This is a genomic window from Desulfolithobacter sp. (genome assembly GCF_054025815.1).
In genome coordinates this window covers 1-11,757 of the sequence record NZ_JBPMMS010000026.1, presented here as the reverse complement: position 1 = coordinate 11,757, position 11,757 = coordinate 1, and the positions used below count along the sequence as shown (strand labels likewise).

General features: G+C 56.6%; 11 protein-coding genes. 5 read left to right on the top strand and 6 right to left on the bottom strand.

Annotated elements, in window-relative coordinates; all coding sequences use genetic code 11:
* Nucleotides 1-25 precede the first annotated feature (25 nt).
* Nucleotides 26-703: a TIGR00153 family protein gene (locus ACXJJY_RS07125; protein WP_456386379.1), complete on the bottom strand. Its 678-nt coding sequence runs from the start codon at nucleotides 701-703 to the stop codon at nucleotides 26-28.
* 516 nt (nucleotides 704-1,219) lie between these two features.
* Here ACXJJY_RS07125 and ACXJJY_RS07120 point away from each other — a divergent pair.
* The 4 genes from ACXJJY_RS07120 (at nucleotide 1,220) to ACXJJY_RS07105 (ending at nucleotide 4,536) form a co-directional block, all read left to right on the top strand.
* Complete coding sequence (locus ACXJJY_RS07120; RefSeq protein ID WP_456386377.1) at nucleotides 1,220-1,696, top strand: CYTH domain-containing protein; 477 nt, start codon at nucleotides 1,220-1,222, stop codon at nucleotides 1,694-1,696.
* A gap of 191 nt (nucleotides 1,697-1,887) precedes the next feature.
* A complete protein-coding gene (locus tag ACXJJY_RS07115; protein ID WP_456386375.1) occupies nucleotides 1,888-2,535 on the top strand; it encodes a DUF47 domain-containing protein in 648 nt (215 codons plus the stop codon).
* A gap of 8 nt (nucleotides 2,536-2,543) precedes the next feature.
* Nucleotides 2,544-4,001, top strand: coding sequence for an inorganic phosphate transporter (locus tag ACXJJY_RS07110; RefSeq protein WP_456386373.1), 1,458 nt, complete (start codon nucleotides 2,544-2,546; stop codon nucleotides 3,999-4,001).
* Between the two features lie 22 nt (nucleotides 4,002-4,023).
* Nucleotides 4,024-4,536, top strand: a complete 513-nt coding sequence (locus tag ACXJJY_RS07105) for a hypothetical protein (protein ID WP_456386371.1) — start codon at nucleotides 4,024-4,026, stop codon at nucleotides 4,534-4,536.
* Nucleotides 4,537-4,612: 76 nt separating this feature from the next.
* Here the strand turns inward: ACXJJY_RS07105 and ACXJJY_RS07100 are convergent, their stop codons facing one another.
* The 4 genes from ACXJJY_RS07100 to ACXJJY_RS07085 form a co-directional block, all read right to left on the bottom strand.
* Complete coding sequence (locus ACXJJY_RS07100; protein ID WP_456386369.1) at nucleotides 4,613-5,719, bottom strand: cytochrome c3 family protein; 1,107 nt, start codon at nucleotides 5,717-5,719, stop codon at nucleotides 4,613-4,615.
* Between the two features lie 347 nt (nucleotides 5,720-6,066).
* Complete coding sequence (locus ACXJJY_RS07095; RefSeq protein WP_456386367.1) at nucleotides 6,067-6,744, bottom strand: class I SAM-dependent methyltransferase; 678 nt, start codon at nucleotides 6,742-6,744, stop codon at nucleotides 6,067-6,069.
* On the bottom strand, nucleotides 6,741-8,087 hold the full coding sequence (der, locus tag ACXJJY_RS07090; RefSeq protein WP_456386365.1) for a ribosome biogenesis GTPase Der: 1,347 nt from the start codon (nucleotides 8,085-8,087) through the stop codon (nucleotides 6,741-6,743). The genes ACXJJY_RS07095 and der overlap by 4 nt, the downstream gene beginning before the upstream one ends.
* Nucleotides 8,077-9,135: an aminoglycoside phosphotransferase family protein gene (locus ACXJJY_RS07085; RefSeq protein WP_456386363.1), complete on the bottom strand. Its 1,059-nt coding sequence runs from the start codon at nucleotides 9,133-9,135 to the stop codon at nucleotides 8,077-8,079. Before ACXJJY_RS07085 ends, der begins: the two co-directional genes overlap by 11 nt.
* 118 nt (nucleotides 9,136-9,253) lie before the next feature.
* Here ACXJJY_RS07085 and ACXJJY_RS07080 point away from each other — a divergent pair, with 118 nt between their 5' ends.
* Nucleotides 9,254-10,777 (top strand): methylenetetrahydrofolate reductase C-terminal domain-containing protein, encoded by a 1,524-nt coding sequence (locus ACXJJY_RS07080; RefSeq protein ID WP_456386361.1) that lies wholly within the window; start codon nucleotides 9,254-9,256, stop codon nucleotides 10,775-10,777.
* Nucleotides 10,778-10,794: 17 nt separating this feature from the next.
* On the opposite strand, the gene ACXJJY_RS07075 is transcribed toward ACXJJY_RS07080, so the two are convergent.
* Nucleotides 10,795-11,757 (bottom strand): nucleotidyltransferase family protein (locus ACXJJY_RS07075; RefSeq protein WP_456386359.1); only part of this gene is annotated, 963 nt, incomplete at its 5' end.

The following is an 11,757-nucleotide window of genomic DNA, read 5'->3' as shown; positions in this document are numbered from 1 at the left end:
GAACCACAAGGTCCGAAGCTTTCAGCTATCGTTTTTCAATCATCACCCGCAGGTAATCACCGGCATTTTCCGCCTGGTTGGCAATGGAGCCAAGCATGATTACCATCTTTTCATAAAAAAGAATATTGAGAATATCCTCCCTGCCCTCCAGGGAATAGATGGCCCGCGACAACTTGCGCGACATCTTGTCGGTCTTCCACTCCTCCTCGCCCAGGTTTTCGATGAGCTTGAGGACGTCACGGGCCTCGGCCCCGCCAAAGGCTGTTTCGGCAAGGTTTTTAAACTCCACCGCCGCGGTCAGCAGGGTCCCGCTGACCTGGAATACCTGGTTAAGATAACAGAGAAAAAGATCCTGAATTTCCGGATGAACAATAGTCCGACGCAAGGTGAGTACTACAGCAAAGTCCTCGGCCAGATCGGCGATCTGCTCCTGTCGGGCAAGGAAGTTGACCAGATCGGAGCGATCCACAGGCAGAAAATAGCGCTGGGAGATGAAGCTGCGGATATCATGCTTGATGAGATCCGCCTCGTGTTCCAGGCGCGACATCTTCGAATGGAGGTTGTGGATGGTGTCAAAGTCCTCCTGGATAAGGGCCTCGAGCAGGGGCCACAGCAGTTCCACGCACTCATGCACCTTCTTGCTGTGTTCGACAATGGGTCCAAAAGGCGACTTGCCAAAAAGATCACCGATCAGGCTTTTCACGTGACCCTCCCTGGGTTTTGTTGCAGAATCGTTTCTCGACCTGTGGATATTTTATCCGGTAACGCAACAACAAGAAAGACTTTGCGCCCGCATCCGAAATAAAAACAGACAAAGGATAAAAGGATATTTTTTCAGCGACGCTATCCAAGAGTAAAAAAAAAGTCAACTATCAATCATCGCCCGGTGACGCCCTGGGAATCCCTTTCTGCCCCAAACGTGGTCCCCTGGCCCGTTACAACCGGCAACCATGAAAAAAATATCGTCCCGGCAGCCGCGGTGCTGAAAAACCATGGAGAAATTCCCCCATCTACAATACGTTATCAAAAAAAATCATCATCACCACAAGATCCCCTGAAAAAATAAGCCCGGGCGACCAGGGGCGCGCGGCAATCGTACCACAATCAGCTTTCCCGGGGAGCATGGCGAGACCAGTTCCCGCCTTCCGGACATGGACCTGGATGAAGATACTTTTTTTCACAAGTCCACAGTAAAGCATAGAGTAAGGAGGCAGGCACAATGGGTCTGGAAATAGAACGAAAATTTCTGGTCAGAGGGGACACCTGGAGAAACGAGTCTGACGGCATACCCTATCGTCAGGGATACCTCTGCCTCGACAGGGAAAGGACTGTGCGGGTTCGAACCATTGACGAACAACAGGGGTTTGTCACCATCAAGGGCGCCAGCGCAGGAGTCACCAGAATGGAGTTTGAATACTCCATTCCGGTTCAGGATGCCCTCACCATGCTTGACAACCTGTGCGAAAAGCCACTCATAGAAAAAAAACGTTATACCATCATGGACAACGGCCACACATGGGAGGTAGATGAGTTTTTCGGTGAAAACCAGGGGCTGATCATTGCCGAGATCGAGCTGACCAGTGAGGATCAGGAATTCTCCAAGCCCGACTGGGTTGGCGAAGAGGTCACCGGTGATCCACGGTATTTCAACTCCTCTCTGATCAGAGCGCCCTATGCGACCTGGAAAAAACCATAGCACTGGCTCGTTCCCGCCGGGCAGCATGGAACAGACCAGCCTTTCTGCTATTTTCTTTAAACAATAACACCATATCGTGTATGGTATTTTCCATCCGGATATTGGCGGTCAAAGTGACTTGGCCCGGGAAGCTGGAAGCGGACCGGGCTTTCATTTCTCATTGGTGGCAACGGACAATCAGGGGTAACGCTATGAGGATCCTGAAAAACAAGATCGGGATAGAAAAACAGATAGATGATTTCCTCGATCAGGTGAGCCGCTCTTCGCTTATTTTCAAACAGGGGGCCGAATCCTATCTGAAGCAGGATCAGGATGACTTCCAGCGCAGACTGGAGGAAATCGCCACGGTTGAACACCGGGGTGACGAACTGCGGCGCAACATCGAGATCTATCTCTACTCCAAGACCCTGATCCCGGAATCGCGTGGCGACGTGCTGGAGCTGCTGGAGAACCTGGATGCCTCGCTGCTGGACCGGTTCAAGGGCGCCCTGTGGCGTTTTGAAATCGAACGGCCGGAGATCAACCAGGCCTTCCAGCACGATTTTCTCCAGCTGGTCAATTGCTCGGTGGAGGCCTCGGAGGCCATTGTCCGCTCCTCCCGGGCCTTTTTCAAGGACATCGACTCGGTGGCAAACCACCTGGACAAGGTATCCTACTGGGAATCAGAATCGGACAAGGTGGCCACCAGGCTGCAGAGCGCCATCTTCAGGACCGAGGAACTGCGGTTGAGCCACCGGATGCAGATGCGCGATTTTGCCCGCCATATTGATAAAATAGCCGACAAGGCAGAAGATGTGGCCGATCGGCTCAACATCTATGTCATCAAACGGTCCCTGTAGGAAGAGCCATGTTCGCCGCCTATCTTTCCAGTGGCCTGTTTCTGGGCTGGTCGCTCGGGGCCAACGATGCCTCCAACGTATTCGGGACCGCGGTCGGTTCCCGGATGATCCGGTTCCGCACCGCGGCCATCTACTGCTCCATCTTTGTCATCCTCGGGGCCGTGATCAGCGGGGCCGGTGCATCCCATACCCTGGGCAAACTGGGCTCGGTCAATGCCATTGCCGGCGCTTTCATCGTCGCCTTTGCCGCCGGTTTCAGCGTCTATCTGATGACCCGGGCCCGCTTTCCGGTCTCCACCTCCCAGGCCATTGTCGGCGCCATCATTGGCTGGAACATGTTCAGCGGCTCGGTGACCGACCTGACCTCACTTACCAAAATCGTCTCCACATGGATCTTCTGCCCGGTTCTGGCAGGAATCTTTTCCATTCTCCTGTACCTGCTATCGGCCTGGGTCATCCGGACCCTGAAAATCCACATGTTCAAGCTCGATGCCCTGACCCGGTGGTCCCTACTGCTGGCCGGTATTTTCGGATCCTACTCTCTTGGGGCCAATAACATCGCCAATGTCATGGGGGTCTTTGTCCCTGTGGCCCCGTTTGAGGCGATCTCCTTCCTGGGCTTTACCTTCTCATCGGCTCAGCAACTCTTTCTCCTCGGAGGCATCGCCATTGCCGTCGGTGTTTTCACCTATTCGCGCCATGTCATGGAGACCGTTGGCCGAGGCATCTTTGACCTCACTCCGGTGGCGGCCTGCGTGGTGGTCTGGTCCCATTCACTGGTGCTCTTTATCTTTTCCTCCCAGACGATCGAAGGCTGGCTCCAGGCCCACGGCCTGCCGTCACTGCCCCTGGTTCCGGTCTCAAGCTCCCAGGCCATTGTCGGCGCGGTCATTGGCATAGGCCTCCTCAAGGGCGGCCGCGCCATCCGCTGGCGGACCGTTGCCGGCATCACCTCAGGCTGGATTGTCACACCAGTGATCGCGGCCCTAGTAAGCCTGATCTCGCTCTTTTTTCTACAGAACGTCTTTCAACAGGAAACATACCATCCGATCCACTACTCACTGGACCAGGAGACCCTGACCCACCTGGATGAACAGGGTATTCCAACGGAACATCTAAAAAAACTTCTGTGGCAGGAATACCCTAATGCGGTGGCCTTTAAAAAGGCTGTGGAATCGGTAACCCGGCTCAACCAAAGAGCCATTTCCCAGGTAATCAAGGCCGCATCGCTGGACAACCTGAAAATAACAAAAGACAAACTTGACAGACTCACCGGTGCGTCCCTGACGCCAGGACAGTTGGAAGCTCTCCGCTCACTTGAAGGACGCATCTTTTCCCATCGCTGGCAATTTGAAGAGACCCTGGCCAGAAAATCTCCGGAGTTCCGTCCCCGGCCCGGTGATCCTGCCCACAATGCCCGGATCGAATCACTGCTTCAATTTCTCTATGTCAAATTCAGGCAATAGATTTCCGCCCCGAACCCTGCCCATGGAACATCAGACCCCTGTCGGCCATCACGAACTTCTGCTGAAAGCCACAAATCAACAGGCGTGCATTGACCATATCCGCTCGTTTTTCGACAAGACCTTTCTGGTGCGTTATGACCGTATCCATATTCCGGACTCCTCCATCGTCCGGGCAACGGACCAAGACTTCCTGGTTCTGTTGGACCGGAGACTGGCCGCTCAGCGGGACACAATCACCAGACTCACCGCCAGGCTTCGCGAGGAAGGCGGGGCCGACCCGGATCAATGGCCCAAACTTGAGCAGGGCTATATCACAAAGCTCCTGCACACTATTGTCCACCTGATGGATGGGTTCTTCGGTGTCGATTCGCTGTTTTACAACCTGATAGAGGATTCCCACCAGGTATCTTGGCAGCTGCGGGAACGGATAGCCCGGCAGCCGGAGCGCTACTGGCTGGTCCAGGTCCAGGGAATGGCCGGAAAACAGGAAGTCAACCGATTGGATGTCCTGAGAAAGTTTGGCCGAGAGCCCTGAGGGGCTCTCCCGGCCCGGAAAGGGACAGACCGGGAGAGATACAGCTTTGTGACCGCCGGAGAAGACGGCCGGAGTGTTAATTCTTGGTTGAATGGCAGACGAAGCAGCCGTTACCGGCGCTGGATCCGGCAACCATGGATGTATAATCCCAGCGCAACATGTCAGGGTAATCACTGGCATGGGCCACATGGCAGGAAAGGCACATGACCGCATCACTGCCTGGCGTCACCGTGGAGCTTGATGAGGCAGGCACCGTGAGCCTGGCCACAGGGGCACTCAGATTGTAAACCGTGTAGGCCGCATATTCTCCACTTGCCGGCAGAGATAGATCTGTGGGATGACGGATAAAGGGAGAGTTGGCACTGCTGCCTATTCCATCCGACTCGCTGGTGGCGACGGTGTGGAAATTCCCATGACAGGTTGCGCAGAACTGGCTCATGGTGCCGTCGGGCGGCTGGGTCAGGCCTCCAGGGCCACTGTGGCATTTCACCGCGCTGCCCGAACATCCAAGCTGAACCGGCTGGGATAGAGCAAAATATTCATTATGATTGGCCGGACTGGGATTCTCTTCCCAGTCCGAACTTTCAAAACCCTTCACCGCCATGAGAAAACGATAGCTGTTCGCCGGCTCCGTAGCCTGATCAACCTGACCGTCCACATTCCTGTGATGGGCCCCGGAAATTCCCTTGGGGTAGGCCCCCCCGGAACCAAAATGTCTGTAGCCATGGCAACCGTTGACGCCGGCACAGGAAAGATTTTCCGTATTCACGTTGCGGCCGGTGACATGACTGGGACCACCCACATTGACGATCCCCCCGGGCGGCGCATAGAGCACTGCATCGATTCCGGTGAGATCTCCGATGTTATGTCCTTTGCTGTCCGCGGCACCGCTACCCTTCATACCGGTGATATAACCGAAATTGCCGCCGGCCAGATCCGTTGCCCCACTGTGCATAACCTGGGGAATACGCGAGGTGCCCAGGGCCACCACCGGGCTGCTGCCGCCCTGCGCATGGCAGCCATAGCATGTTCCCCTGGTGAGATTTTCGTTCGGTTCTGTGTTGCCGTCAAAATTCATGGACGTATTGCCCTGACTGTTATGCATGGTATGGCAATCGGAACAGATACCACGAATAGCCCCTTGTACGGGACGGCTCCAGAGAAACGAGATGAGGCTGACCATACAAACAGCCACTCCGTAAAAAAAAACCGCTCTTCCCCTTTTCACCTGTAATGCCTGGACCATTTTTCTTCCTCGCATCCAATTGTTGCCTTCGGGATACCATACAGGTATCCCGGTTTCCTCCTTGGACCAAGTATAGCGTCAGCTCCGGCATATGTAAAAAAAATCCGTATTCAAAACCGTTGCACCTCAAGGTCACGAAGGTATCAAAGGAAAAAATCGCCGGTTTCCATTATCCCGCCGGATTCCAGGAGATGGGGAGAGACGGTTGTACAAGGCGGAAACCGATCAACAAGACCACACGGCCGTGCTTTGCGCAGAAAAGGAGAGAAGGGGGGATGCGTTTTTTACCGGAGCACGCCCCAAACCGCCAGGTGCCGGTCACTGACAGAATCGCAGTGAAAGTCCAACCCTGCCAGGGATAACTGCTGACGAACCTCCTCCGGCCGCCAGGCGGCGAGCAGGGAATTGAAGAAATCCTGTTTGAGAATATCCGGTTCTCCACCGCTGTAGGTCTCGACGATATCCCGGGCCTCTGCCGCGCTTTCCGGCCTAAACAGGTCCATGACCAGAACCCGGCAGCCGGGCGCGGCGGTCTGACGGATGGTCTGCCAGAGAACCTGCGGATCGGGCAGGTGATGGAGAAGCGAATTGGAAAGTATGACCTGGAACTTCTCTTCCCTTTGCAGCTCCGGCTCGGGAAGGCAACAGCAGCGCAGTTCGATGGTGTCGGCAAGCCCGGCCCGCCGGACCGCCTCGATCCCGGGCTGCAGCATGGCCATTGAACCATCCACCCCCACACAGCTGACCCCTGGAAAACGGCGAACAAAGCGGATCAGGATGTCGGCCGGGCCGCAACCCAGATCAAGGACCCGGGCCGGAGGGATGAAATCGGGAAACTTGTCGGCAAACAGAGAAATAAACTGCTCATTGGGAGCGGAAAAATCCGCCTCGGCATAGGCCCGTGCCTGGTCCTCATCCTCCATCAGCTCCGGCTCGGGGATACGATGATCGAGAAGGTTCATTTTTTCTTCTGTCCCTTGCGGCTTCGTTCTTTGAATACCACCCGCACTGGAATCCGATCAAGACCCAACCCTTCCCGGAACCTGTTGGTCAGGTAGCGCTGGTAGGAAAAATGAATCCCCCTGGGTGCATTGGCAATCACTGCAAAGGTGGGCGGACCGGTCTTGATCTGGGCCGTGTAGTAAAGCTTGAGCCGCCTCCCCCGGTACATGGGCGGCGAATGATGGACCACCGCATCGGCCAGCAACTGGTTGAGGGCCGCGGTGGGGAAGCGGGCATGGAACTGGCGGTAGACCCTGCCGATCTCGGGAAAGAGCCGCTTAACGCCATACCCGGTTTTGGCCGAGACCTTGAGCACCGGCGCAAATGGAATGAAGTTGGTGGCCAGCTCGATCTCCTGCATCAGCCATTTCTGGCGCTTGAGGTCGTCCCTGATCAGGTCCCACTTGTTGATCAGGATAATGATAGCCCGGCCCTGCTCCTGGGTATAGCCGATGATCTTGGTGTCCTGCTCGGTAATCCCCTCCTCGGCATCGATCAGCACCAGGGCGATGTCACAGCGGGCCAGGGAGCCAAGCGCCTTTAAGATGGAAAATTTTTCAAGCTTGTCCCGGGTTTTACCCTTTCGACGGATGCCGGCGGTGTCGATGAGAAGGTAGCTGTACTTGTCGCGGGTGAGCAGGGTATCCACCGCATCGCGGGTGGTACCGGCGATATCCGAAACCACCATCCGCTCCTCGCCGATGATCCGGTTGATCATCGAGGACTTGCCCACGTTGGGCCGTCCCAGGAAAGCCAGTCTGATGGTATCTTCCGGCAGATCGAGCGGCACTTCGGTCTTTTCCAAATGCTCGACCAGCACATCCATGAGGCTCCGGAATCCGTAGCCGTGATCAGCGGACAGAGGCCAGAGCTTATCCACACCCAGCTCCCAGAACGGAGAGAGCAGCTCCAGTTCCAGTTCCGGGCTATCGATCTTGTTGACCACGAAAAAGACCTTCTTTTCAGTCCGCCGCAACATATCGACGATTTCGGAGTCACTGGGGGTGAGACCCTGGCGGCCGTCCATAAGATAAAGAATCAGGTCGGCCTCGTTGATGGCGCGACGGGCCTGTTCACGGATGTGACCGGTCATGGTATCGTCCGTGTCGTCGATCCCTCCAGTGTCCACCAGGACAAAAGAATGGTCCTCCCAGGTGATACGCGCGTAATGACGGTCCCGGGTCACGCCCGGTGTGGGATCGACAATGGCGTCCCGGCGCCGGGTCATGCGGTTGAACAGGGTTGATTTACCCACATTGGGCCGCCCGATGAGGGCAACAAGGGTCGGTGACTCAGTGGTCATACACTTCCTTTGGTCGATCTTCGACCTTTTCCATACATTGACGTACAAGCTGACGCAGGCAAGGATACCCGGCTGCTGTTCCTTTGGCAAGCAGCGTGTTGAGCGTGGCCAGGGCCGGGGAAATAAACCGGCGGAAAAAGACCTTGCCCCGCTGGTGCCCTAAAAAGGCAAAGGCGCCGAGAATCTGCAGGTTGCGCTGGATGGCCAGCATAACATATTCCTCCCGAAACGTCGCCGGGTCACAGGGTACGTATCCGTCCAGGGTTGCCAGGTAGTGATCGAGGAGCTCTTCCTGGAAGGATCCGGGCAACCCGGCATATGGATCGATCAGGAGCGAGGCCAGATCATAGGCCAGCGGTCCCAGGCGCCCACCCTGAAAATCGATGAACCGGACCCTGTTGTCGCACACCATGATGTTGCGGCTCTGGAAATCCCGGTGCAGGAACCAGCCCCGGTCCACGGCGGCCGCCCGGTCGGCCAGCCGCCTGCACTCTTCCCAGACCCGGGCGTGATCGTAGTCCAGCAGGAGAAAATCCCGACACAGGGCGGTGAGAAAATAGCCGGATTCCCGGTCCAGCATGAGATCGCGATCGTAGTAAGGAGTATCCCAGCACCAGGAGGTATCAAATCCCCTGGCCGCCCGGATCTGCATCCGAACCAGAAGCCCGACGCTCTCGCGGTAGAACGACCTGACCTGTGCCGACAGACCTTCAGAGCGGACAAGGTCGTGCAGCCGCATGGAACCAAGGTCTTCACATACAAGTAACCCACCTGAAGGATCATAGCCGTAAAGACAGGGCACAGGCGCTCCGGACCGGTAAAGATGGCAACCGATATGCCATGATGCCCGGGTTTCTCGAATACCAGACGGGTCATCCGGTGGAGGCAGAATGGCGACCGCTGTCCGCCCCCCGGCTGTGCGAAGACGAAAGAATCTCCGCTGTGAACCGTCCGGTGCAAAACCGTCCACCTCCACCTCGCCTGACGACAAAGACCAGCCGGCCGCACGAAGCAGCTGGCAGGTTTTCTCAAGATATTTTTTTTCCATTCAGACTCCTGACCCAAACAGATGCCGGGCTCCTGTTTCTTCTCGATCCGGGCTTTTTTCACGCCGGGAAAACCAGAATTTTTCGCCATCAGCCCTGATAATATGGTATTCTCAGCCCATGGAAAATCGTTTTCACAGCTCCCTCACAAATCCCGATGAGTTCACCATTACATTTGAGCTGGTCCCGGGCCAGGGCTCAAGTGGCAAGCATGTGGACCGGATACTGGAGTTTGCCCGCCTGGCTGCTGAAGACGGCCGTATCAAGGCCCTGTCCATAACAGACAACGCCGGAGGCCACCCAGCCCTGGCCCCGGTGGCCATCGGCTCCGAAATCCAGGCCCTGGGCATCGAACCCCTGATTCATTTTTCTCTCAAGGACAAGAACCGCAACCAGGTGGAAAGCCACCTCTTTCTGTACCACCGCCTGCGGTTCCACGCCCTGCTGGTCATGGGGGGAGACTTTCCCAGGCCCCGCTACTACGGTCAGGCCAAGCCGGTATTTGATCTCGATACCATGCAGACCCTGCAGCTGATGCGAGACATGGAAAGCGGCGAATACTGCCGCCACGCCAGCCAGCGAACCACCGGCTTTGCGCCGATCTCTTTTTTCCGCGGCTGTGTGGTTTCGCCGTTCAAAACCACTGCACCTGAACAGGTCTGGCAGTATGGCAAGCTGCTACGAAAAATTCGGGCCGGGGCCGACTTCATTGTCACCCAGCTTGGCTTTGATATCCGCAAATTCGAGGAACTGATTCTCTTTCTCCGGGAAAACAGCATCCGCCAGCCAGTACTGGCCAATGTCTTCATCCCCTCCCTTGGCGTGGCCCGTCTGATGGCCAGGGGCGGCGTGCCCGGGGTTCTCCTGCCCCCTGCTCTGATCCAGCGCATGGAAGAGGAGGCGGATGACCCGAAGGCCCGGCTTGTACGGGCAGCCAAGATGCTCTGTGTCCTCCAGGGCCTGGGATACAATGGGGTCCATATCGGCGGCAACGGTCTTCATTTCGAAGATGTCCGCTACATCCTGGATCAGGCCGAGGCCATGCAAAACAAGTGGCAGACCTTTTGGCAGGAAGTCCACTTTCCCGTGCCCTCCACCTGGTACCTCTATGATGAAAAAAAACAGCCGGTCCAGCTCTCACCAGGCCGCAGGCCCGGATCCTTGGCGCTTCATCAGTTCTTTCACCATTACCTGTTTTCCCTCCAGACCTTTTCCGGCCGGATATTTATCCGGACAGGCCGCCGGATCGGCCGCCACAAACTGGGATACAGGATAATCCGGGCGCTGGAATGGCTGATAAAGACCCTCTTCTTCGACTGTCGAATGTGCGGAGACTGCACCTTGACCGAAACAACTTTTCTCTGTCCCCAGTCCGGCTGTCCCAAAAAACTGGTCAATGGTCCGTGCGGAGGCAGCAGAGATACCTTCTGCGAGGTCCATCCTGAAAAACGGTGCTTCTGGATCCGGGTCTACCAACGTCTGCCACCAAAGACCACTCCGGCCAGCCTTGGCAAGGGTCCCATCCTGCCTCCCAAGGACTGGCGCCTGGATCAAAGCAGTTCGTGGTACAACTATTTCTCCGGTGCCGACCACCACCGGCTTGCTGGAAGCGGGGATAGAGAAAAAGTGCGGCAGGAGGGTTAACAGAATACGCAGGAGCATCACCGATCAGTTTGCTTAGTGATGATCAGGCCCCGATACCCGCAACCAGGCTCGACCCTCGCTCCGTCCCATACCACGCAACCAGACAACCTGGCTCCGGCCCCTATCCGGACGCGGTCTCCCAGACATCCCCACCCCTCCAGCCTCACCCCGGGCTCCAGCTCCACATCCTGACCAAGGCACCAGCCATCCACAAACCGTGCACAGAACTCCCGGGGCAGCCCCGCCAGCACCTGGCGCCGGAGCAGATCCCAATGGAGATCCAGATAATCATCAGGTGTACCGATATCGCGCCAGTAGCAATCATCCACCACCAGGCAGCCAATCCCGCCATCGCCCCCTGCCAGGTCCTGGTAGAGGTCGATGATATGATAAAATCCCTGACGAGGAATTCTTTCAATCAATCCAGGCTCAAGAACATGGATACCAGTAAAGGCCAGCATCCGTTCCTCCCGGGCCCGGAACTGTTGGCCAAAACCCATCACCCGGTCTCCCCGGACCCGGACCCGGTTGAAGCGGGGATAGTCATGGAGGACCATGGTCACCAGATTACCGCTCAGGCGGTGATACCGGTACACGGCTGCCAGATCGATGTTATGAAAGATATCACCGTTCATCACCAGCACCGGCCGGTGATCAAACAATTCCAGGGCCCGGCGCAGACTGCCGCCGGTGCCGAGGATCTCCGGCTCAGGCTGGAGAATGACATCCTCCCTGTCCTGCAGGGCAGTCTCGATCTGATCGCCCAGGTGATGGGTGTTGACCACTATGCGGTCGCAGCCCGCCCGGCGCATCATGTCGAGGAGAATAAGGATAAGCGGCCGGGTACAGACCGGAAAAAGCGGCTTGGGACGGATCAGGGTGTAGGGACGCAACCGGGTACCGAACCCGGCCGCCAGGAGCATGGCCTGCATGGTGACAAAATTGATTTGAAGTTTCAGGCGTAAGGTTTTAGGGTTACA